16 protein-coding genes are annotated in these 23,936 nt (G+C 57.8%); 9 read left to right on the forward strand and 7 right to left on the reverse strand.

What is annotated here, in order from left to right:
• Window positions 1-15 precede the first annotated feature (15 nt).
• The 3 genes from ACA061_RS14845 to ACA061_RS14855 form a co-directional block, all read right to left on the reverse strand.
• Window positions 16-2,634 (reverse strand): NEL-type E3 ubiquitin ligase domain-containing protein, encoded by a 2,619-nt coding sequence (locus ACA061_RS14845; RefSeq protein ID WP_497299493.1) that lies wholly within the window; start codon window positions 2,632-2,634, stop codon window positions 16-18.
• Between the two features lie 196 nt (window positions 2,635-2,830).
• Window positions 2,831-4,528 carry a hypothetical protein gene (locus tag ACA061_RS14850; protein ID WP_497299494.1) on the reverse strand — a complete coding sequence of 566 codons (1,698 nt, stop codon included), beginning with the start codon at window positions 4,526-4,528 and terminating at the stop codon, window positions 2,831-2,833.
• A complete protein-coding gene (locus ACA061_RS14855; protein WP_497299495.1) occupies window positions 4,521-7,214 on the reverse strand; it encodes a dermonecrotic toxin domain-containing protein in 2,694 nt (897 codons plus the stop codon). The genes ACA061_RS14850 and ACA061_RS14855 overlap by 8 nt, the downstream gene beginning before the upstream one ends.
• A 174-nt stretch (window positions 7,215-7,388) precedes the next feature.
• On the opposite strand from ACA061_RS14855, the gene ACA061_RS14860 reads away from it, so the two are divergent.
• From ACA061_RS14860 to ACA061_RS14870, 3 genes are all read left to right on the forward strand, one after another.
• Complete coding sequence (locus ACA061_RS14860) at window positions 7,389-7,607, forward strand: DUF2970 domain-containing protein (protein ID WP_150602471.1); 219 nt, start codon at window positions 7,389-7,391, stop codon at window positions 7,605-7,607.
• Between the two features lie 448 nt (window positions 7,608-8,055).
• On the forward strand, window positions 8,056-9,714 hold the full coding sequence (locus tag ACA061_RS14865) for a nitrite/sulfite reductase (protein WP_497299496.1): 1,659 nt from the start codon (window positions 8,056-8,058) through the stop codon (window positions 9,712-9,714).
• Window positions 9,698-10,192, forward strand: coding sequence for a DUF934 domain-containing protein (locus ACA061_RS14870; protein WP_150602473.1), 495 nt, complete (start codon window positions 9,698-9,700; stop codon window positions 10,190-10,192). Before ACA061_RS14865 ends, ACA061_RS14870 begins: the two co-directional genes overlap by 17 nt.
• 63 nt (window positions 10,193-10,255) lie before the next feature.
• On the opposite strand, the gene ACA061_RS14875 is transcribed toward ACA061_RS14870, so the two are convergent.
• Window positions 10,256-15,091, reverse strand: coding sequence for an NEL-type E3 ubiquitin ligase domain-containing protein (locus ACA061_RS14875; RefSeq protein ID WP_497299497.1), 4,836 nt, complete (start codon window positions 15,089-15,091; stop codon window positions 10,256-10,258).
• Between the two features lie 196 nt (window positions 15,092-15,287).
• Window positions 15,288-16,319 carry a protease SohB gene (gene sohB, locus ACA061_RS14880; RefSeq protein WP_150602474.1) on the reverse strand — a complete coding sequence of 344 codons (1,032 nt, stop codon included), beginning with the start codon at window positions 16,317-16,319 and terminating at the stop codon, window positions 15,288-15,290.
• A 204-nt stretch (window positions 16,320-16,523) separates the two neighbouring features.
• On the opposite strand from sohB, the gene ACA061_RS14885 reads away from it, so the two are divergent.
• From ACA061_RS14885 to ACA061_RS14910, 6 genes are all read left to right on the forward strand, one after another.
• Window positions 16,524-17,234 carry a histidine phosphatase family protein gene (locus ACA061_RS14885; protein WP_150602475.1) on the forward strand — a complete coding sequence of 237 codons (711 nt, stop codon included), beginning with the start codon at window positions 16,524-16,526 and terminating at the stop codon, window positions 17,232-17,234.
• Window positions 17,235-17,298: 64 nt separating this feature from the next.
• A complete protein-coding gene (locus tag ACA061_RS14890) occupies window positions 17,299-17,613 on the forward strand; it encodes an SCP2 sterol-binding domain-containing protein (RefSeq protein WP_007946492.1) in 315 nt (104 codons plus the stop codon).
• Between the two features lie 350 nt (window positions 17,614-17,963).
• Window positions 17,964-19,694, forward strand: coding sequence for a hydrogenase maturation protein (locus tag ACA061_RS14895; RefSeq protein ID WP_497299498.1), 1,731 nt, complete (start codon window positions 17,964-17,966; stop codon window positions 19,692-19,694).
• Between the two features lie 189 nt (window positions 19,695-19,883).
• Entirely contained in the window at window positions 19,884-20,747 is an 864-nt protein-coding gene (locus ACA061_RS14900; RefSeq protein WP_042559420.1) for a LysR family transcriptional regulator, read from the forward strand.
• Window positions 20,748-20,870: 123 nt separating this feature from the next.
• Window positions 20,871-22,016, forward strand: coding sequence for a sterol desaturase/SRPBCC family protein (locus ACA061_RS14905; protein ID WP_210552876.1), 1,146 nt, complete (start codon window positions 20,871-20,873; stop codon window positions 22,014-22,016).
• Window positions 22,013-23,089: an SMP-30/gluconolactonase/LRE family protein gene (locus ACA061_RS14910; RefSeq protein WP_497299499.1), complete on the forward strand. Its 1,077-nt coding sequence runs from the start codon at window positions 22,013-22,015 to the stop codon at window positions 23,087-23,089. Before ACA061_RS14905 ends, ACA061_RS14910 begins: the two co-directional genes overlap by 4 nt.
• 132 nt (window positions 23,090-23,221) lie before the next feature.
• On the opposite strand, the gene ACA061_RS14915 is transcribed toward ACA061_RS14910, so the two are convergent.
• Window positions 23,222-23,386, reverse strand: coding sequence for a hypothetical protein (locus ACA061_RS14915; RefSeq protein ID WP_191626417.1), 165 nt, complete (start codon window positions 23,384-23,386; stop codon window positions 23,222-23,224).
• 109 nt (window positions 23,387-23,495) lie between these two features.
• Window positions 23,496-23,738 (reverse strand): DUF465 domain-containing protein, encoded by a 243-nt coding sequence (locus tag ACA061_RS14920; protein ID WP_042559423.1) that lies wholly within the window; start codon window positions 23,736-23,738, stop codon window positions 23,496-23,498.
• Window positions 23,739-23,936: the final 198 nt, after the last annotated feature.

The following is a 23,936-nucleotide window of genomic DNA, read 5'->3' on the forward strand; positions in this document are numbered from 1 at the left end:
TCAAGCGCTGTTACTTCAGGGCAGCCTGGAAGGGCCAGGTTGCGGAGACCGCGGTGCGGGGATCTCCGGATCGCCCGCGGTCGGCTGGAGAACCTCGATTTCCCTGCGCGTCAACTCTGCAAGTTGTTGGTTGCGCTTGTCCTCAATCGTATCCATCGCTTCCCTCATTTCTACCGGGTAATCTGCTTCGTTGAATTCACCACGCTCGTTGCGCGCTTCAAGTGCGTTGAAGACTTCCAGGCGTTCGTCGTCCAGCGCAGTGTTGATCGCGCTGAACTCTTGCGGATAGCGCTCTGCCAGGTGAGCCCTCCAGAAATCCTGCGTCGCCATGAACAGCGACAGTGCGTCGGAACGCTCTGCTTCGAGAATGGAAGCTCGGACCTTTGCAGCTCGCGCTTCGGAGATGGGAGTGCCGTAGAGCATGTGCGTAGGCTGTCCGGGCAAATCCAGACCGTCGTCCCAGCCGTTTGTCAGACCTATTCGGTATTCCAGGCGCACTTCCGCTATGTCGCTGTGCCTCTGAATGGCTCTGTGTTCGGCCAGGGTGTCGACCCTGTAGAGCCGGAACAACCGCCGCAACAGCGGTAAAAGCGCCCTGCCTTTGAGCACCGCATTTCCCGGTGGAATATTGCGCAAAGCGTGATAAGTAAAGACGCGGGTCTCAAGCTGACTAAATGTCAAAATGCGGCCGTCGGCGCACGTTCCATGAGTCTCGGCCTCGAGGAACAGCAGTTCTCGTAGTTCGGTATTTTCGCAAGCCGCGCTTATCACCTCCCAGAGCCGGCGGGTCAAATCGGCGCGAGCAAATCTGAATTCGGACGAGTCAGGCAACAACGCAATCAGATTAAAAAAGCGCTCATGCTGTTCTTCTCCTGCCAGTCGCCGCCACAGCTCGCGCCTGGCCAACGCCTGTTCCGGAGTGGAGTCAGCAAGCCAATCGTCCACCGCGCCCACATCAATCTCGCTCTGCTGCGGGTCCAGCTCTTCAACAGCCTCGACAGCAGGGCCGGCAGCTTCACCGCCGCGATCGTTATCGTCGTTACTTCCATCATCACTATCATGATCGGAACCCGAGCCTTCTGAATGGGAGTCGCCCCTAAATTGGTCTCTCTCGACCAGCTCTGATCGGGAAATGCCAGCCACTGCAGCTCTTTCGTGGGTGTCGCTGTAGCCTATAAGCAAGTCGAGCGAATATCTGGACAGATCCAGGTTATCCGAGAGGTTCGTGCCGGCCAGCAAGGTGTCATGACTGCCATCGAGCAGCTCCTCCGGAAGCGCCCTGAGCCCATTGCCACTTAGATTCAGCCTTCGCAACAGCGCAAGATCCAGCGTTCCTCCAGGCCAGTCAGTAATGGAGTTGTAGGCAAGATCCAACGCCTCCAGACTTGCAAAGGGTGAACTGTCGAACGAAGCCAGCCGGTTGCTGCTGAGATCGATCCGTTTCAGCAAACTTCCTTGCATCGGCAGCTCGAAATTCGATTCAAGGTCGGAGAAATGGTTGGCTGCCAGATCCAGCTCGCTCAACTGACTCATGTCTCTGACGGCTTCAGGCAACGCTGCCAGCTCATTGCCGTTCAGACACAACCTGCGTACGCCCGGGAATGCTCTCAGAAAGTCGTTGGAGCCCTGCGCTGTCAGCCTGACGCCGGTCAGATCAAGTGCAGTCACCCCCGGCAACTGAATCCCCAGCGCCGGCAAGTCGCCTGTCTGTATGCCACTGAGGTTCAGGTTCAGCTCCATGCCACCTGGGTGGTCAACGACTGCTTGCCACCACAGCCCGCGGATGCGCGACGCCGCCTGCGATCGTGTTTGCAACGACACAATAGACCTTGACGTCCTGACCTCGGCAATGCAGAGCCAATCATTCAACTTGCGCGTTAACGCTTCGCTGTCTTGACGCCATTGGCTAATTTGCTCGCCGATTTGCGGGTCGCTCATCGCGCTGCTGCGCATCCGCTGGATCTTCTCAAGAGCTTGGGCCTCGGTGATTTCCGGGCGAATTTGCTGCAGGCTATAAACAAAACTGTCGCCCTCAACCATTGCCTGTGGAAGCCGCGGCACGCGGCTGAGGACTGTCCACGACGTTTCCGCAGGCGGGAAAACGTTAAAAGGCATTTGTTCGGAGAGTCGCGCTAATGCGCCGGCGGACAAGCCTCTGGCCTGTTCAATCCGCTGTCGCGCCGTAGTCAGAACCTGCTGCCCCTGGTCGTTCAAAGGGTTATTGCCAAGCTCGGTTTTCAGCAGGATATCGTCATGTATAAACACATCCTGCGGCAACGATGAGAGCTGGTTATTGCGCAAGTCGAGCCACGACAGCTTCGGCAGGAATTCCGCGCCGGCTGGCCATGAGCGCAACTGTGTCGCGTTCAAATCCAGCGCTTCAAGCGCAGTCAGTGCCGCAACGTTGATGCTGCCGAGCGGATTGCCGCGCAGATTCAGCCGGGCAAGTTTGGCAAAGCCATTGAACTGCGCCTGCACAGCGGGCGTAAGGACAATATTATTGCCGTGCAGGTCCAGCTGCGTCAGGTCAGGGAGGCTTTCGGGCGCGGCAGGCAGCTCGGTCAAACGGCCGCCACTGATTTCAAGTATCTGCGCCTTGCTGAAGGCTTTCAGAAAATCTTTTATCTGCGCCACGGGGGCATCCAGCCCGTCGAGGCGCAGCGTTCTCACGTGGGAAAAGCTGCCCGCTGGCAGCGGTGGCAGCTCGGGCAATGTAAAGAGGCGCAATGAGCCCGACAGGTTGTTTCGCAGGTCGATCTCCAGGAGTGACGCGTCAATGCGTGCACCGTACCGTTGGCGAACAAGTCCCCTCCAGTTCCTCTGCAGGGCGTTATATATCGTTGAGCGCGTGCCGCTTAACCAATTCGGTAAAGGTTGCGCCCCCCTTAATGCAGCACCTGTAGCCGACGGGTAGAAAGGTCGGAATATGCCCGCGTGTTCGGCAGTCAGGGCACGAATCCCGGCCAACTGGTTCTCGGGTGAATCCCAGGTGTGCAGGACACTTTCCCCGGAGCCCCCCCCCTCGATCGTCGCCAAGGAGATAGTTCAGCTCTCCACGACAATACTCATGCACCATCAGCGTTTCATCCAGACCACTGAGTGGCCCGTTTTTTCGCAGGTATTCATACGCAGGCAAGAATTCGTCATAAGAGAACTTCGACCAATCCAGCGACAGTCCTCTCCATAACTGTTCATGGCCGGTATACATGCTTTCAGGGATTGCACTAATGGCTGTCGCCCTCAGGTCGAGAAACTCCAGTTGGGGCAAGTTCTCGACATTGGCTGGCCATTGACGCATGTGCCTGGCGATAATCCTGAGCCGCTTCAAACCCGCCAACCCGCCCAGCCCTCCAGCACTGAACTCTGGCGAAATGCTCCCACGCATCACCAGATTGAGTTTTTCCAGAGAGGTCAACGCGTTCAGCCGGGTTGAAAATTCTGCCGTTAATGATGCGGAGGCTGATCCGTGACAAGTGAGCGTCCTGAGTGCCGGCATCTCAAGAACGGCCGAGGGCAGCGTTAAAGGCAGAATGGCGGAACCGGTGCCAGGCACGAGTTCGATATTGGATAACCAAAGCTCGCGGATATGGGAAAACGTCGAGAGAAATGCATTCAGGTTGTCATCCATCACTCTGCCCCATGTCACTTGCAGTGTCTGTACATGGGAAAAGTCTGCTTCCAGCACCGGCCACGGCGCCTCGCAGTCGAGCCGCAACATGACGCTGCCGGGTGTTTGCGCCGTTAGCGGTGCGGTACGCCAACTGTCTTTGAGTGCCTGCGCAACACGGGCTTTTGCCCGGTATTCCGGCAGTTCAGACTGTGGCCCCGTCCATTGATCAAGTGTTGTCTCAAGCGTCTCCCATTCCCGTGTCTTCGCCTGCAGAACATGATGGATCTGCTGTGGTGTCTTGCCCTCCTGCGCACGCAGAAACGCCTGCGCCTGTTCGGGCGCCGGATAAAGCGCCTCCGCCCGCGCCGTTAGCTGGTCGTCGACCCCACGTCCACGGCCGCTGGCGTAATAACCTGTGCGTGTGCCGTTGATCCTCACGGGCGGTTTGTAGGATTTGGCGCGCGGATTCAGAGCGCTGGCGACTTCACTGCGATGCTCAACGGCGTAATCAATGATGTTGCGCTGCAGCTCGCCGCTCTGCCCGACATGAGGAAGGTCGATGGCGGCACGGGTATCGTCCGGCAGTGCATGCATGATCGAGGCATAAAAATTGTCCCCCTGACGGGGAATACTGTTGAGCGTTTCTCCTCGCTCATTGAATGCCTGGTAATGGGGGCCGTCTTTCACCAGATACTTTATTTGGGTGGCGGTCTCATTGCCGATGCTGTCGAGCAGCAGGCCGGAAGGACTTCCGTCACGAACTTCAAGACGCACTGATGCTGGCCAGCCCGGCAAGTTTTCCAAGGCATGCAAGGCCAGTCGACGGCTGTCTGCCGAAGCGATGTTTTCACTGTGCAAGCCGGCAAAAGCCTTGGTTTGTCGTGCTTGCCGCGCATACCAGCGGGCCTCTTCAAGCATTCTCAAAGGCGCACGTCGCGTACTGTCGAGCCGTAAAATTTCCTCGCCACTGGCGTGAGCCAGCACTTCTTGCGCGGCGTTCAGGCCAAGGCCTGGGCACTCGCGCTGCAACCCCCTGACCCGGGCATCGGCGGACTCGACGCCTTTGTAAAGGCTGTCGAAAATCGCCGGTTGCCGGGTTTGCGCATAATCGGCAAAAACGTCGGTCCAGCACCTGGGGAATTGTTTCTGTAACCCTCGTCCCTTCCTGCCCAAGCAGGTCGATGATTTCCGGCTCGTCCAGCGCCTGCACGATCCGTGTGGTCAGTTGGCCGTTGAGCACGTCTGCGCGACTGACCTTGATGGGTGGCCGGGAGGTGCCATCGGGCAACCTGCGTTCAGCACCATAGCGAATAGAACTGCCAGACAGGTCGGCACGCTCGAACACCTCCAGTATCCGCCCCTGCGGCCAGCGCGGCATCTTCGTCAGCAAAGGCAAAGCATGCATGATCCGATCATCTGCCGGTTTCAAATGCTGCAATTGTTCGAGTACTTCACTTGCATCCCTGTCCGCCTTAAGCAGGTCCATGGCGTCTCTCAGCTCGGGAGGCGGTGCGGCATTATCCATGTGCATCTTGCGTAGCGCGTTATCCGTCACGCCACTGACATCGGCGGCCGTCAAAAGCAGCTCGTCCGGGAAGACTTCAGTCTCATGACCCATGCGTCGCAGCAGCGTCAGGCGATCCCATTGCATGGGACGCTCTAACGTGTGACGCCATGCCCCGCGGCCGTTGCTCTCCAGAACAGGCTGGTACGCCTCGGCATCGGGGTGTTTGATCCGCCACTTGTTGATGTCCGGGTCGAAAGTTTGCTCAACCACTGTATCGTCCAGGCGTATGTAGGTTTTGCCGTCCACGACGTATTGACCCAGGGCATTCGGGCCAGCCTCCGTATCCAGCACGACATCACGCTTGTAAGCACCGAGATCGGGTTGCCACAGGCGGGTCTTGCCATTGGGCAGCGTGACCGGTTCAAGCCCTTCGATGACCGGCGTAGCCCTGACCGCTACCAGTTTGCCCACCCCTGCCCCGACACCGGCCATAACGGCAACCATTGCCAGGTTTTCAGCGACATCGATCAGGTGGGCTTTGGCCGCTCTCTTATCGCCTTCACCCCATTCAATGGCGCCTTCCAGTGTTTCGTACAACAACTGCCCGGCCATCGCGACCATCATCACTTCGCCCAGCACCGGTACAAACATCGACACAAAGTTGAGCCCCATCAACCCGATTTGAAGAAGATGGGCCAGTTTCTCCGCCCGCGCCTTGGCATCAACATCATCGGAGGGAACGGCGTGGCTGCGCGCATCGGCCAATACCTTCGCGCAGCTCTGCTTATAGAGGTAATCCCACAGGTCCTGGTTTGGGGACCAGGCAGGACTGCCCTTCTGTCTAAAAGCAGCAGCGCCAATGTAAGGGTCTTCAACCGGCTCCATTTTGATGTTGCGTCGGGGAGGCAACTCCTTGATGCCCAAAACGTAACCCAATTCACCGAACTCGGTGAAAGCCCGCCAAGGCGATCGCAAGAAGTCAGTGGGTGAGTCGGCAGCCTCCTGCACAAACTGACTAAAGTAATAAGGGCGTTGGTCGTAGGGCAGGAACTGGCTGAGGAAACGCTGATAGGCGGTGGGTGCAGCCTGATCAGGTTCGGCGGGATCCCTGGCCGTTAACAGGCGCTTGAACTCCTGGTCCATTTGAGCCCAGGTATAACGCTTGAAGGGATGTTCCGGGTCATGGGGTATGTAGACAATCAGCTCATCGGCATATCGATATTTTCTGGTAATCAAGAAGGCAACACAGCCTGTCATTCGCTTCTTCATCACACTCAAGTTGCCAAACCACACTTGCTGCTTGCCCATCCATGGATTCACTTCGCCATTGATGACCGACTGGATCATGGCGTGATCGGCGGGCAAAATGTCCTTCGTCAACAATGCCTGATCCGCGGCGGCTTTCATCGTTGCTTTCTGCGCGGCGATAAAGTGCTCGCGTAGCGTCTTTTCAACGTCGGCCTCTGGCGGGTGGAAGAAAGACCGCAGATAGGTCTGGTATTTCGCGCCGATATCAAGGCTGCGGCACAGGCTCAGAAACTCGCTGACCGAAAGCTTGAGAGGGACAGATTTATATGTGTCTGCGGGCGTCTCTTGCTCTCCAAAGCACGAAGACTTGTGATAAGCCCCCGCTTTGCACTCCCAGGCTTCAAAATTATGCAGAGCCGCTTGCAGCAGTGTGAGCGTCATGAACTCAAACGAGGCGACTTCCACCTCGAGAATGCTGATTTCGAGTGGGCGTCGTAGAGTCAAAAGCGTTTTGGTGACATCGACCTCCACGCCGTACCGGTCCTTCAACTCCTTGGTCAGCAAGGGTTCAGCGAATGCATCGATGTCCTTGAAAGACGCCATGGTTTTATCCAGTTGCGCCTGTGCAGTCATGCTCGCACTGAAACTGGCATCCAGGGTTTTACGCTGCTCATCTGACGCGTCTTGATACCACTGAGGCATGACGGTAGAGGCGTTCTTCAACGCTGCCCGTCGCGGCGATGAGGTGTCAATCAGCCACTGAGGAGTGGCTGCTTCAAGAAAGTCGCCATGAATGCTCTCGGTGATTGCGGGCTTGCTGGCATTGCGTATCGAGGGGTTCGAGGACATAAGTCGCTCCTTGTGAATGGAGCGCTAGCACACCATCCGGAACGACCTCGCCTGCGGTACATATATATTGCTTCAATGCGTATGTTTATCAGGATTTGTCGACACCCTCCGGCCGCCGGGAAGCCCGAAGTTGTCTATGCTGTGTGCAAGCAAGACCACTGAAGGAAGGGATTTATGGACGATCCACAGGACAACAAGCCACCAACGTTATGGCAGATGCTGCACAGCGTGATGGCGGCAGCTTTCGGGGTGCAAAGCGGAAAGAACCGGGCGCGTGATTTCACTCACGGCAAGCCGAGTCATTTTGTGGTGTTGGGGGTTTTGTTTACAGGCGTGTTCGCACTGACGCTGTTCGGCATCGTCAAACTGGTGTTGCATCTGGCCGGGATCTGAGTCCGGCGGCGGCCCTACGGACGTCGCCCGGACTGTGTCGATTATTGATGACTGACCCAGAACACCGCCGTCCCTACTACCAGAATGATCAGGAACAAAATGGCCCATGCGTCAACGCTGCTGTCGCTTTTCCTTGCCTTGGTCGGGTTGCTCATTGCATCGCCTCTTATCGGTTTTATCGGTGATTGCAGAAAGACTCGACCACAGTTAAGACGATGATTGTCCGCACGACAAATGTGGAATAGGTAATAACTGTTCTCGTTAGGCGATTTGGTTCTTTACATATACTCAAACATCACTTTTGCGCATAACTGCAAACGGGTATATTGCCCCGGCTCCGTTATGGAGCGCGCGGCCGTGCGCGCAGAATTGCAGAGGCACCATCGGACTCCAGCAAGCGAAAACGCAGCGTTTTCCGAGTAGCCCAAAGCCTGAGAACAGGACTTATATGTACGTATACGACGAGTACGATCAGCGGATCATCGAGGACCGCGTCAAGCAGTTCCGTGATCAGACCCGACGCTATCTGGCAGGTGAGCTGAGCGAAGAAGAATTCCGCCCCCTTCGCCTGCAAAATGGCCTGTACATCCAGCGTTTCGCGCCGATGTTGCGTGTGGCGGTGCCTTACGGCCAGCTGACTTCGCGTCAGACCCGTATGATGGCGAAGATTGCCCGTGACTACGACAAGGGCTACGCCCACATCAGTACCCGGCAGAACGTGCAGTTCAACTGGCCGGCGGTGGAAGACATCCCGGACATCCTTGCCGAACTGGCCACCGTGCAGATGCACGCGATCCAGACCAGCGGCAACTGCCTGCGCAACGTCACCACCGACCAGTTCGCCGGTGTCGCTGCCGACGAATTGATCGATCCGCGCCCATGGTGCGAAATCGTCCGTCAGTGGACGACCTTCCACCCGGAATTCGCCTACCTGCCGCGTAAATTCAAGATCGCCGTCAACGGTTCGACCGCTGACCGTGCGGCCATCGAAGTCCACGACATCGGTCTTGAGCCGGTGCACAACGCCGCTGGCGAACTCGGTTTCCGCGTGCTGGTCGGTGGTGGCCTCGGTCGTACCCCGGTGGTGGGCGCGTTCATCAACGAGTTCCTGCCATGGCAAGACTTGTTGAGCTACCTCGACGCCATTCTGCGGGTCTACAACCGCTACGGTCGTCGTGACAACAAATACAAGGCGCGGATCAAGATCCTCGTCAAGGCACTGACCCCAGAAGTGTTCGCGCAGAAAGTCGATGCGGAAATGGAACACCTGCGCGGTGGCCAGACCACTCTGACCGAAGCCGAATTGCAACGTGTCGCCAAGCACTTCGTCGATCCGGATTACAAGGCGCTGGACAACCAGACTGCCCAGTTGGCCGATCTCGACAAAGAACACCCGGGCTTCGCCCGCTGGCGTACCCGCAACACCCTGGCGCACAAGAAGCCGGGTTATGTCGCCGTAACCCTGTCGCTGAAGCCGACCGGCGTTGCCCCGGGCGACATTACCGACAAGCAGCTCGACGCTGTCGCCGATCTGGCCGAGCGCTACAGCTTCGGTCAACTGCGCACCTCCCACGAGCAGAACATCATTCTTGCCGATGTCGAGCAGGAAAAGCTGTTCACCCTGTGGGGCGAACTGCGTGAAGGCGGTTTCGCCACGCCGAATATCGGCCTGCTGACCGACATCATCTGCTGCCCGGGTGGTGATTTCTGCTCGCTGGCCAACGCCAAGTCGATCCCGATCGCCGAATCGATCCAGCGCCGTTTCGACGACCTCGACTATCTGTTCGACATCGGCGAACTCGACCTGAACATCTCCGGCTGCATGAACGCCTGCGGTCACCACCATGTCGGCCACATCGGCATCCTCGGGGTGGACAAGAAAGGTGAGGAGTTTTATCAGGTATCCCTCGGCGGCAGCGCCAGCCGGGATGCGAGCCTGGGCAAGATCCTCGGCCCCTCCTTCGCTCAGGACGCCATGCCTGACGTGATCTCGAAGCTGATCGACGTGTACGTGGAACAGCGTACCGAAGACGAGCGCTTCATCGACACCTATCAGCGTATTGGCATCGACCTCTTCAAGGAACGCGTCTATGCAGCGAATCATTAAGAACAACGAAGTCGTCGACGAAACCTGGCACTTGCTGCCCAAGGATTTCAACATCGACGAGATCAGCAACTGCGACGATCTGATTGTGCCGCTGCAACTGTGGCGTGAACACAGTCGCATGCTCCAGGCCCGCGACGGCGGCCTGGGTGTGTGGCTGGACGCCGACGAAGAAGCAGAAGAAATCGGTGACGACGTCGCCGAGTTCCAGGTCATTGCGCTGAATTTTCCGGCGTTCACCGACGGCCGCAACTACTCCAACGCGCGTCTGCTGCGTGACCGTTACGGCTTCAAAGGCGAATTGCGGGCGATCGGCGATGTCCTGCGCGACCAGTTGTTCTACATGCACCGCTGTGGCTTCGATGCCTTTGCCGTGCGTGCGGACAAAGACCCGTACGAAGCCCTGGAAGGTCTCAAGGACTTCTCGGTGACCTATCAGGCGGCCACTGACGAACCGCTGCCGCTGTTCCGTCGCCGTTAACGAACAAACCTTGAACCCCGCCCGGGGTTCAAGGCGCCTGCCCCGCCACGTCGGAACTCAGAATCAAGCAACTTCCTCGGCAGGCAGCGTCACGGCTGGATGTCTCGCCAAGGCTGCAGATGTAAGGCGCTGGACCAGTCGCGCATTCTCGTTTTTGAAATTTTCGACGATCGCCTTCAGACGTCGAGAAGCTTCAGCGCGCTGCAGATTCTCCTGCACTTCAAACTCCCTGAAGGCTTGAGCGCTACGCTGGGTAATAGCGTCAAAATCTGCCGGATAAGTCGCAACCAGGTATTCGTACCAGAAGATTCGGTTATTGAATGAGGTCAGCAACGCGTCGTCTGCCTCGGCTTTGACGACCTCTTCGTAAGCGTGCTGAAGCTGTGCGGGGGTAACGTCAACATTCTGGATGAAATTCATTTCCCTGGGCTGAGCAGGCAGATCCAGACGCCGCGCCAGCCTCACGCGGTAGATCAGACTGAGTTCCTGTGCCTGGGCGTGGGTCATTGGCCCGACAAGCGTGCGACGACCGATCTCGATCATGGCCTGACGCTCTACCTCCTGCAATCGAAACAAGCCCCTCATCAGATGAACCAGCTCTCCTTCCAGTGTGCGATTTCCGGTGCGCGCCGCATGCACGGCTCGAAAACACAGGACCCTCACCTCGATATCGCTGAATTGACCCGACACATTCTCCGCCCCCACTCGCCCGATGCGAGCCATTCGAAACAACGTGCGGCGCAGCATGTCATCTTCGCCCGCAGCCTCCAGCACGTTCCATACACGCCGACTCAAGTCGATTTGAAGCAGATTGAACTCCGCTGTGTCGTGCATCTGTGCGAGCAGATGAAAGAAATCCCTGGACCATGGATAAGCCGACAGTGAGTCCCAGAGTGCCTGTCTGGAGGCCAATGCATCACCGGTCAGGCCGCGCATCCAGATCGAGCCGCGTCTGGCCGAATCCGGCTGGACTGCCGCAACCTGATGGTACTCGGCGGCCAGAATTCCCAGACTGATGCCGCTGGATCGTTGGTACTCGGCTATTTCACGCAGACTCGAGGTAGAAAACGGATTGCCATCAACATTGGTCCCGCGGTTCAACGCAGGTTCAGCAGCAAAAACCGCCTGAGGGATTTGTGCGATCAGGTTGTCACGCAGATCAAGTGTGCGCAGCGTCGACAGTGCGTGAGCGCCGACTGGCCATTCGACTATCTTCGTACCGCGTAATGCAAGGCGTTGCAATTGTCGCAGCGCGCTGACGTCCGGAGTGCGGCCCAGGGCAGGATTGAAGCTCAGGTCAAGGGCGTGCAACTGATCCCTGTTCCCCAGCCACTGGACCGCTTCCGGCGTCAGTTGAATCTGGTTGTCGCTTAAATCCAGACTTCTCAATCTGGACATGGCGGCGATCGCCTGGGGGACACGGGTCAACTGATTGCGGGTCAGACTCAAGGTGCGCAGATTGGCGAAGTTGTGCAAAAACCTGATAAATCCGGCGCTGGTTCCCACGCTGTCCATTTCCAGCGTACCGACATGACTGAAATCGCCGACGATCATCGGCAGTTCGCCCAGAGGTTGCGGATCGAGTCTCAGAATGTAGAGCGTCTCCGGCATGTCGGGTGTAAGGCCGGTCTCCTTGCGCCAGGCGCGCAATATAGAGTGTGCTGCCCGCTCTTTGCTGTGCCTGGGGACCTTGAGCCTGGGTCCGTCACCCTCCTGATAATGCGTCGGGCGATTGATCCAGCGCTCCAGTGCAAAACGGATGGTCTGGAGTTCCTGGCGCATTGCCTCGAGCTTGCGAGTGACCAGCACGTCATCGCTGCCCAGCGTCGTCAGAAAGTGCTCGATCAGGGCGGGCGAGTGAGACGGATAGAGCTCCTGAGCACGCTGCACCAATGCTGCCGAATGTTTTGATGCAGGAGGCAGTCCCAGCAACGTAGCGTCCACAATCAACCGGTCGGCCAGCCCCATGGGTGATCGATATCCCGTGCGCTGCGACTTGATACCAATGGCCAGGGCAATGGCATCACGCCGCTTCAATGCCAGCTCGGTGATTTTCTTCCTCAAGCCAACGCCTGCATCGTTGGCCTCGACGCCTAGTGCTTTGCGGGCACTGACCGGCAAGCCTTCCCAGAGCGTTTGAAAAAAATGCGCCCGGGTGCGTTGCAGGTGTGTGGCCAACACCTTGTTATGGCCATCGGTCGCTTTGAACTTGTTCGGGTAAGCCTCGATAAAGAGTTTATTGTCACCGTCATTCGTACCAATGCTGGCCTTTTTCTCTGAATGCAAGGCCCACTCCGTGATCTCCACAAACACGTCATTCGTCCAGCCCGGCAAGTGTTTGACGGTGTTGAGCACCAATCGGTCCGAGTCCAGTCCGCCAGCCGCGTCAAGGTACAGCCCTTCGTAGGCCCGATTCAGGCGCACCACCTGCGCGTAGCGCCGCGCTTCCTCCACCAGTCGCAAAGGCACAATTGCATTGTCGAGCTCTTGCCACTCGCTGAAGTCGGCGTTGTGCACCAACTCATCAGCAACACTGAAGGGCAGGTCCGCAAACTTTTCCCGAATCACCGCGGCTCTCGGCTCCGTGCTGACATCCAGACGCTGGTAAACCCGGGCAAAAAGGGGCAGTTTCTTGCTTTCCGACTGCTCGGCTAACACTTTGCTCAAGGCTTGAGCCTGGCTCGCCGCATCCGTCGTCGTGAGGCCAAGCAAGCGCGTGCGCTCCTCACCTCTAAGGGCACTCAGCAGCGCGGGATAGAACTGCCCCTTTTCCAATAGATCGTTTGCGAGCGTTATCTGTCGGGGAGCAGAGACGGACCCATAGTGACTGACCTCGCTGCCGCCTGTATTGCGGATGCTGATGCTCACGTCCTTAGGCCAACGGCCCATTTCGGTCAACAGGTACAATTGCAGGTCGGGATCGGCTTGGGGCGCAGATAACGGCGTGCGCATGCTTTCAACAAAATGGCTGACGTCTTTGTCTGCGCGAAAGCGCCGAACCGTGTCGACCAAGGTCGCCATGGGCCTGGCGCGGTCCAGGAAGAGCTGACGCAGTTGTTGTTCGTCGATGGCGCTGGTGGCGAGAATCTGTGCGCTTTCGCTGTCCGAAAACTCTTCCTCGCGATAGCCGAGGCGCCGGAACAACGTCAGCAGGTTCCATTTCTGCGGCAGTTCGGAATCGTGGCGCCACGCACCGACGCCGTTCGTTTCCATCACGGGTGAATAGCGCTCTGGCGAGGTGGGATGCTCGACCTTCCACAGATCTGTGCCCTTGATGGGACGTATCGCAAAAAGATCCGTGCCGGCTCGCATGTATTGCCGTTCACGCCACGTGACAAGCCCTTTAGCATCTGCCGCGAGGCTGCCGGGCACCGATGAGGTCTGCTGGTACGCCTTCAGGTCCGGTTTCCACAACTTTGTGGGAGCGGTGCCCACCGGAACTGACCGCAAGCGCCCGATCAAGCTCGAGGATTTCATCGTCTTGAAGCCTTTACCTGCCGCCTTACCCGCGCCAGCCATTGCCGCCATCAGCATCAGGTTTTCAATGACGTCAAACATGTAGTCCGTAGCTTGTTCCTGCTCACCCTGGGTCCAGCTCTCGATACCTTCGTAAACCTCTGCGAGCAACTGAATCCCGGCAATAGCAAACATGACCTCCCCGACAACCGGAACGAACGATGAGAGAAACAGCAGCGTATTGAGACCAATGGTTTTATAGGTCTCCAGCCTGTCCAGCCGTGTTTTCTCATCCTCGTCATCTGTGGGTACCACCAGCAATCGCGCGTCAGCCAAGACGTGGGCCGAGCGCTGTTGATACATCAGTGAAAACACCTCTTCTTTGATATCGAATCCATCGAGCGATATGTATCGAGCGGATACAGGAAGTGGCAACCCACCACTGTTTGGATTCAACAGCCGACTAGTGAGAAACGCAAGGAAGTCGGGCTGCTCACTCAACAAGATAAAACGCATGAAGAACTTGCGAAAGTCGGCAGTTCTCAAACGTCTACTCAGTTCGGTTTCAAATTTGGTAAACGATGAATATTCCTTTATCGGGTGCAGCGGGTCCCCGGGAAGGTAAACCACGCATCGATAATCTTCATCGGCAGGTTCAGTGACAGGGCCCACAAACATTGCTCCGTGCAGTGTAAGACCGCGCATTTCCAGTCGCTGATAACCGGGCGTATTGTTACCCAGTTTAAGTGGCACGTCACCGCGCCTGACGGCCTTGAGCAGTGTATATACATCGGCACTGATATGCTTTTTCATGAATGCAATGTGCACATCAACTTCGAACTGGTCTTTTGCAAATGCAACATATTTATCGTGCAGATTATCCTCTTTAAATATCGTATTGATGTGATCTTGATACTGCTTGCCCAGATCCAGTGAGCGACACAGTTTCGCAAACTCTTCAGGTTTTATCGGCAGGATCTTGTTGGTGCGGCCGGTGATACGCTCCGGAATATAGATCAGTGAATTGCCGTCATAGTTATCCGAGCGAGCCTCACTGGCCTCGAAGTTTTCGCACGCTGCCAATAGCAAGTCCCGGCCAATCGGCGTGACGAGTTTCTTGCGCAATTTGAGAAGGCTTGATATCGAGCGTATGTGCTGAAAGACCACGCCTGTTGTTTCGCACGGCATGTGCAACTTTTCCGAAAACGCAGTTTCCAGTAAGGGTCTGCAATATTTTTCAGGTGATTGAAGTTTGCGCAGCGTCGCGGACGCTGCGGCTCGGGACACAAAGCTTGCCATCAGGCTCTTGCGCAACGCGGCACGAACTTCTGATGAAGCCCCAAGCACCCAACCGGGCATTTGCTGTTTAACAACGGAAAAGAACGCACCCTGCTGTTCCGGCGTCATGGTGGGCAGGACGGTAGTGGAATTTTTCGCAGACATATTGATCAACCTCAGACTGATAAGAAAAACCAGACTAACGCTGAATAACTTATTAAAAAACGCTGATTAACTGATCAATAACTGCTTAAACAAGTTTGATTATAAAACTATAAAATACTTATTTACCGCACTCACAACACTTGAATGTGAAGGGCGTTGTCACCGACGCAATGACAACACCCTTCTCACCAGCTTTTTACCAGAAGCGTTGCTGGGTCAACCGACTCCACCAGCTCAACAGCACGCGGTCCACCGAACTGCTTGCCGCCATGCCGATACGTTCTTGCAGGCTTTTGCGCTCGGCATAATGCAGGTGATAGACCTCGGCCTGTTTGGCCTTCTGCGCAAGGTACTCGTCGCTGGTCTTGAGTTCATCGACCAGTTGTTTGTCCAGTGCCGCGATACCCAGCCAGACTTCCCCGGTCGCCACGTCGTCGATGGCAAGTTGCGGGCGGTAGCGAGCAACGAAGTTCTTGAACAGTTGATGGGTGATGTCGAGGTCTTCCTGGAACTTCTCGCGGCCCTTTTCGGTGTTTTCGCCAAACACGGTCAGGGTGCGTTTGTACTCACCAGCGGTCAGCACCTCGAAATCGATATCGTGCTTCTTCAGCAAGCGGTTGACGTTGGGCAACTGCGCAACCACGCCGATCGAGCCGAGAATGGCAAACGGCGCACTGATGATCTTCTCGCCAATGCACGCCATCATGTAGCCGCCGCTGGCCGCGACCTTGTCGATGCACACGGTCAGAGGCACGCCGGCTTCGCGGATACGCGCCAGCTGCGAGGACGCCAGACCGTAGCTGTGGACCATGCCGCCGCCGCTTTCCAGACGCAGGACAACTTCGTCCTTCGGCGTAGCGAGGGTCAGCAACGCAGTGATTTCATGACGCAGGCTCTCGGTGGCCGAGGCCTTGATGTCGCCGTCGAAATCCAGCACGAACACCCGTGGTTTGGCCTCGGGTTTTTTCTTCTGCTTCTTCTCGCTCTTTTCGGACTTGGCCTCGCCCTTGCGCAAGGCCTTGAGCTGATCCTTGTCGAGCAGGGTCTGCTCCAGACGCTCACGCAGGCCTTTATAGAAATCATTGAGCTTGCTGACCTGCAACTGCCCCGCCGACTTGCGCCGCCCCTTGCTGCGCAACGCGGCAAAACTGGCGAGCACCACCAGAATGGCGATCACCAGGGTGACGGTCTTGGCCAGGAAACTGGCGTATTCGGTGAAAAACTCCACAGAGACTCCTCAAAACGATGCGTGGATGTGCGGCACACGCGGAATGGCTCCAGCATACCCATGCGCCGGCTCGTCGACCAGCCGTGAAACCTCTGGCAACACCCCTGTAACGGGCATTTCAAACAAGCGTATGTTTTTTCATTGACAGCTCCCCGGCATCCTCATAACCTCGCCAAACCTTCAACGTACCGGGACGACGCGGACGTGGGCAGCATCTATCTGATTCGACATGGCCAGGCCTCCTTTGGTGCAGACGACTATGACGTCCTGTCGCCGACCGGTGTGCGTCAGGCAGAAATCCTCGGTCAGCACCTTGCTGAACTGGGAATTCGCTTCGATCGCTGCCTGGCAGGTGATCTGCGCCGCCAGCAACACACGGCCACCAGTGCGCTGGAGCAATTCACCGCCAAAGGCCTGTCGGTTCCGACGCTGGAAACCGATTCAGCGTTCAACGAATTCGATGCCGACGCGGTAATCCGCGCCCTGCTCCCGGCGATGTTGCCCGACGAGCCGGAAGCCCTCGACATCTTGCGCAACGCCGCGCAAAACCGCGGCGAGTTCCAGCGCATTTTTGCCCTGATCATCGAGCGCTGGCTGGCCGGCACCTATGACACACCGGGGCTTGAAAGCTGGCTGGGCTTCGTTGAACGGGTTCAGGCCGGATTGCATCGAATTCTTGAACAGGCCGAAAAAAACCAGAAGATCGCGGTGTTCACCTCGGGTGGCACAATCACCGCCCTGCTCCACCTGATTACCCAAATGCCTGCGAAACAGGCTTTTGAATTGAATTGGCAAATCGTCAACACCTCGCTCAACCAGCTGAAGTTTCGTGGTCGCGAGGTGGCTCTGGCTTCCTTCAACAGTCATGCCCATCTGCAACTGCTGAAGGCCCCGGAACTCATCACTTTCCGCTGAGTCCGGATTACTGTGACCCTTGCTGTAATCACCCAGCTCCTATTACCCAAGAAAGGATCGAACCATGACCTCCGTAGCTGATGCCGTACAAGCAATGAAAGCCAAGTTCAACCCAGCCGCTGCTGCCGGCCTGGATCTGGTCTTCGGTTTCCGCATCGACGACACCAAGAACTTCTCGCTGATCGTCAAAGACAGCACCTGCGAGCTGCAAGAAGGCGAGAACCCGGACGCCCAGGTCACGCTGGTAATGGACGGCGAAACTCTGCAAGGCATCGTTGACGGTTCGACCGACGGCATGCAAGCGTTCATGGGCGGCAAACTGCGCGCTGAAGGCGACATGATGCTGGCGATGAAACTGTCCGAGCTGTTCCCTTCGTAATACCGCTGTTCAGTCAAAAAAATCCCGCCCATGTGGCGGGATTTTTGCGTTTGGCGCCAACGCTTTAGCAGGGCGATATCCGTAGGAGCTGCGGCACGCTGCGATCTTTTGATCTTGAAACAAAAAACAAGATCAAAAGATCGCAGCGTGCCGCAGGTCCTAGAGGTTTTTTGTTGAACATCAGTGTGGGGGCAATTCGTCACTTCGTCCGGCCGCACAACATTTGGCTACACAACGTTGACCAAGATCACTGACGCACACCTTGCCACTGATTACTCTTCCCGCTCCATCGAAGGCCAAGGAAGGCTCACCGGGAGCCTGCGGCTGATCCCATTCAAGGAAGAATCTTCATGCGACCACTCAATATTATTCTGCTGTCATCGGCGTTCAACGGCCTGACCCAACGCGCCTGGCTGGAACTGCGCCAAGCCGGGCATTCGCCCAGCGTTGTAGTGTTTACCGACGAGGCGACGGTGTGCGAACAGATAGAACACAGTGGCGCCGACCTGGTGATCTGTCCGTTTCTCAAGGACCGCGTTCCGCAAGCGCTGTGGAGCAATACCGCACGGCCAGTGGTGATCATTCACCCCGGCATCGTCGGCGATCGCGGTGCGAGTGCGCTGGACTGGGCGATTACCAACGAGCTGTCGCCCTGGGGCGTGACCGCGTTGCAAGCGGTCGAGGAAATGGACGCCGGACCGGTATGGGCCACTTGCGAGTTCAACCTGCCGGCAGGCCTGCGCAAATCCGAGCTGTACAACGGGCGGGTCAGTGATGCGGCGATCCGCTGCATTCGTGAAGTGGTCGAGAAGTTCAGTGACGGATTCGTCCCAGTGGCGCTGGATTACGCCGATCCCAAGGTGCGCGGCCGCTTGCAGCCGAACATGAAACAAGTTGACCGCAGCTTCAGTTGGCATGACTGCGCACACTTCATCAAACGCTGCATCGACGCGGCGGACGGCCAGCCCGGCGTGCTGGCGAGCCTGGCCGGCGGGCAGTACTACGTGTACGACGCGCACCTTGATTCACGCAGCGGCATCCCCGGTGAAATTCTCGCTGTACACGACGATGCGGTGTTGGTCGCGGCCGGCGATCAGAGCGTGTGGATCGGCTCGCTGCGACGTAAACCGCAGCCCGGCGAAGAGACGTTCAAGCAACCGGCGCGGCATATTCTCGCCGGGCAATTGGCCGCTGTGCCGACGCTGGACTGGTCGATTGCCAGTCAGCCGTTCTGCGACGAGGCCTATCAGCCGATTCGTTACCGCGAATCCGGGCATGTCGGTGAGCTGACCTTCGAGTTCTACAACGGCGCCATGAGCACCGAACAGTGCCAGCGCATGGTCGAGGCGTTGCGTTGGGCCAAGTCCCGTGACACTCAAGTGTTGTTGATCAAGGGCGGGCGCGGGAGCTTTTCCAACGGCGTGCATTTGAATGTGATTCAGGCGGCAAAGGATCCGGGCGCTGAAGCCTGGGCGAATATTCAGGCAATCGACGATGTCTGTGAGGAATTGCTGACAGCGCGGCAACTGGTGGTCAGTGGCGTGACCGGCAGTGCTGGCGCTGGCGGCGTGATGCTCGCGTTGGCCGCAGACATTGTGTTCGCCCGCGCCGACATCGTGCTCAATCCGCATTACAAAAGCATGGGTTTGTACGGATCGGAATACTGGACCTACAGCCTGCCCCGCGCTGTCGGTCCGGCAATGACCGAGCAACTGACTCAAGCCTGTTTGCCGGTGAGCGCGACTCAGGCATTGCAAATGGGCATGGTTCAGGAGATCGGGCCGCGCTGCCCGGATGAGTTTTCGCTGTGGTTGCTGCAACGGGCCAACGGAGTTCTGAGCGATCCAACCTACGCCGCCGTGCGTGACCGCAAGTTGCGGATTGATCAGGAACTGATCCGGCAATGTCGCGAAAACGAATTGCAAGAGATGCAGGAAGACATGCTCTACAACCGCAATGGGTTTGCCGAGAAGTGTCGGAATTTTGTCTACAAGCGCAAGGTGTGTGGTACGCCGGCGCGGCTGATTGAGGATTGGGCTCGTCCATCACCGACACTGCAACCCTGCGCGATCTCGGTGTAGGAGCTGCGGCACGCTGCGATCTTTTGACCTGTTTTTCAAAGACAAGATCAAAAGATCGCAGCCTCGTTCTACTCGACAGCTCCTACAGGGTTTTGTGTCGAGCACAGATCTTGCGTACGGCCGCGATGTACGATGACGTGGTATCGGCCCTGCACTTACAATGCCCCCACCTCAAACACCGGCCCGCCCATGGACATCGACCTCGCTCGCACCTTTCTGGAAATCGTCCGTCACGGCAGTCTCGCGGCAGCGGCGCAGAAGCTGTTCGTCACCCAAACGGCGATCACCGCCCGGGTGCAGAAACTCGAAAGCCAGTTGGGCAGTACGCTGTTCGTGCGCAATCGCGCCGGGGCGAAATTGACGCCCAATGGCGAGGCCTTCGTGGTCTACGCCAATCAGCTGGTGCAGACCTGGGAAGCGGCGCGACGCGACCTGCCGCTGCCTGAGGGCTATCACAACGTGCTGCACATCGGCGGCGAAGTCAGCCTGTGCAACCCGCTGATGCTCAGTTGGGCGGCCGAGCTGCGCGAGAAGATTCCCGGGCATGCCCTGCGCATGGAAATCCGCGACGGTGAAAACCTGCTGCGCCAGCTAGAACTCGGCGTGCTCGACGCGGCGCTGGTCTATCAACCGGAATACTGGCCGGGGTTGCAGGTCGAGCAGGTGCTGGAGGAAAAACTGATTCTGGTGCGCGCGCCTGATCGCCCGGATCCCTACGTTTATATCGACTGGGGCCCGGACTTCCGCCGCCAGCACGACGCTGCCCTGCCGGAAAAAGCCAAAGCCGCGCTGAGCTTCAACCTCGGCCCACTCGCCCTGCAATACATCCTCGAAAACGGCGGCAGCGGCTACTTCCGCACTCGCGTTGTGCGCACCTATCTGGAAAGCGGCGCACTGGAAACCGTGACCAAGGCCCCGGAATTCGGCTATCCAACTTATCTGGTGTACTCGCGTGATCGCGACTCGGCGACATTGCAGCAAGCCTTCAATCTGCTGCGTGAAGTGATTCGCACCGATGACGACTGGTCGCAACGCTGGAACCCGCTGAGCTGACGCAAGTACGCGGGCGAGCGCTTTACACCGGATCATGGCGCATGTGGCCTCAAGGTCCGGGCTGCACAAATGGCCGGATCGGCTAATCTGCCGGGTACAACAAAATACCCGCAGGTGAACGCAGTGAGGCAGACCACCGAGGCATTCCGCAGCCGCTATCGCGCGGCGATTCATCCGCTCTACAACCCGTGGCTGCACGGCGCCTTCGTGCTGTTGTTCGGGGTGCTGGCCATTGGCGCGTTCTGGAGCAGCGTGCATCAGGTGAGCTGGCTGGAATGGCTGAGCGTGCCGCTGACCCTGCTGTTTTTCAACTTTGGCGTGTACATGGTCCATCGCCATCTCGGCCATCACAAAAAAACCTTCGCCAAAATGTTCTACGCCCGGCATGCGGGCGACCATCACAGCTTCTTCACGCCCGGCCATATGACTTACGACAGCGCTCGCGACTGGCGGGTGATTCTGTTTCCGGCGTGGCTGATCGTTATTCATACGCTGGTGATTACGCTGCCGCTGTGGTGGCTGTTCGCGCAGTTCAACGCCAACGTCGCCGGGCTGTTCGCTGGCAGCATGGTGCTGGGTTATCTGACCTATGAGGTGTTTCATGCCGCCGAGCACCTGCCACCGCACAACCCGCTGACGCGGCTGCCGTGGATCCGTCAGATGCGCCGTTTGCACGAGCTGCATCACCGCCGCGAGCGCATGCAAGAGCGCAATTTCAATATTGTTCTGCCGCTGATGGACTACCTGTTCGGCACCCTTTACTGGGAGCCGCAAGCCACCCCTTTGAGCTATTCGAGAATGCCCATGACCCGCATGCAGCACCAGATCGATATCGCTGGCGAGCCGATTGCCGTACTCGCCTACGCAGCCAGCGTCGGCCGCTGGCCCGAGTGGCATCCGTCATCGCTGAAGATCGACGGCCCATCCGGTCCACTGCATGCAGGTGCGCGTTTTGAAGAAGACATTCATGCCGGCGGCCGCGCAGGTCATCTGAGCTGGGCGGTCACCGAATACCTGCCCGGGCGACGCTGGTGCGCGCGGGCCCTGGGTGATCACGGGTTGTCGCTGGAGTTGACTTACGAATGCTGCGCCGAAGGTGACGGCACGCGGTTTGTGCGCACGCTGGATTATCGTTTCGGCGGTTTGGGCATGCGTATCGCCAATCGATTGCTGCTCAAGCGGCGCATTGACCGTGAGTCCGCCGCATCCATGCTCGCGCTGCGTGACATGGCTGCGCAGTATCTGGCTTCAGCGAGGGCCAGCGCATGAGGTGGCGGCAGGTTTTGTTGCTGCTGATTGTCGTCGTCATCGCGTTTCTGCTGCTGATGCCTACCAAGGTCGAGCCGGTCGCCTGGACACCGCAGGCGGCGCCCTCGTTGAGCGAAGGGATCTACGCCGATAACCAGCGCCTCAAAGGTGCGGTGCAGGTCGGCCCCAGTGACATCGAAGGGCCGGAAGCGCTGCTGCTGGAAGGGGAGTTCCTGATCACCGGTCTGCATGACGGTCGGCTGATCCGCAGCAGTCTGGATGGCAAAGAACGCAAAGTACTGGCCGACACCGGTGGCCGGCCGCTGGGGCTTGCGCGGCATCCCAACGGGCTGCTGGTGATCGCCGACGGGATCAAGGGTTTGCTGTCTCTCGATGCACAGGGCCAAGTGACGGCCTTGACCAAAGAGGCTAATGGTGTGGCCTTCGGTTTCACTGATGACGTGGCGATCGACAAATCCGGCCATTACGCCTACTTCAGCGATGCTTCCAGCCGTTGGGGCTACGGCCATGATGGCGAGGCGATCATTGAGCACGGCGGTGACGGACGTTTGCTGCGCTATGACTTCCAGACCGGCAAGACCAGCATCCTGCTCGATAAATTGCAGTTCGCCAACGGCGTGACCCTCGGCCCCGATGACGCTTATGTGCTGGTCAATGAAACCGGCGCCTATCGCATCAGCCGCTTCTGGCTGAAGGGCCCCCAGGCGGGCACCCATGACCTGTTTATCGACAACTTGCCGGGGCTGCCGGACAACCTGTCATTCAATGGCCGCGACCGGTTCTGGGTTGCGCTGTATGCCCCGCGCAATGCCTTGCTCGATGGCACGGCCGGGCATCCATTCGTGCGCAAGATGGTTGTGCGGGCGCTGAGCGTGTTGCCCAAACCCGTGGAGAAGCGCGGGTTTGTGTTGGGTCTGGATTTGCAGGGCAAGGTGATTGCCAATCTGCAGGATGCGAGCGAGGGGAATTATTCACCGATCACCACGGTGCGTGAGTATGGGGACTGGGTGTATTTCGGGTCTTTGAAGGCCATGCATATGGCGCGGTTGCCGTTGGCTGATGCGCTGAAGTGAGTCTGTCGGTTTTGTGTTGAATTGACAGACGCCATCGCTGGCAAGCCAGCTCCCACAAGTAATGGGTCGTGCACATAATCTGTGAACTACATGAACCCCTTTGGGAGCTGGCTTGCCAGCGATAGTGGTCTGTCAGTTGGAAGACTTGTCGAACTTTTCGGGGTCTTCGTCTTCAGGAAGGTCCTCAACAGGCTCATCCGGATTGGCCGTGGTATGCGCCGGGCTGTTCGGCTCGGGATGCGTCGGCACCGGGTCGAATGCGCCCTGCTCTTCACTCGGGAATTTGGGATCGCTCATGGGGCACCTCGCAAGGAGTCGATGAATTCGGACTCTGAACATTCGAGGTGCCGGTAGGGGCTGTCGTTCCCGTCAATCCGCAACCGTAGGTCGGCGGACAATTAGAGGATCAGGACGGTGCCTGCAAATGGCTGACGATCTCGTCCTTGACCTTCAGACGCTTCTCTTTGAGTTTTTTCAATGCGTCGTCGCTGGGAGCGTCCGAAGTGGCCGTTTCGGCCTTGACCACGTCGGCATCAGCCTGGGAATACTTGTTGATCAGTGAATCCAGTCGCGGATCCTGGGTGCGTTTTTGCTGGATCTCTTCCTTCGTGCAGCTCAAGTCCTGAAACAGGTCATGGGGAACCGGCATGGAACACCTCCGTGAGTTGATCGGCGACCAACGCGACCGATTGCGCTGGCCAGTCATCAGAATGGCCTCGGTCGGGGCGTTCTGTCGACACCCTGTCAGACCAGCGGTGGCCGTTCGTCGCCCTGTCGCAAATGCGATAAAACCTTTCGTCGGTGCACTTGCTCCATTGAATAACGCTCACAAAAACCTGCGTGGAGA

The organism is Pseudomonas sp. LBUM1668, from assembly GCF_059695715.1.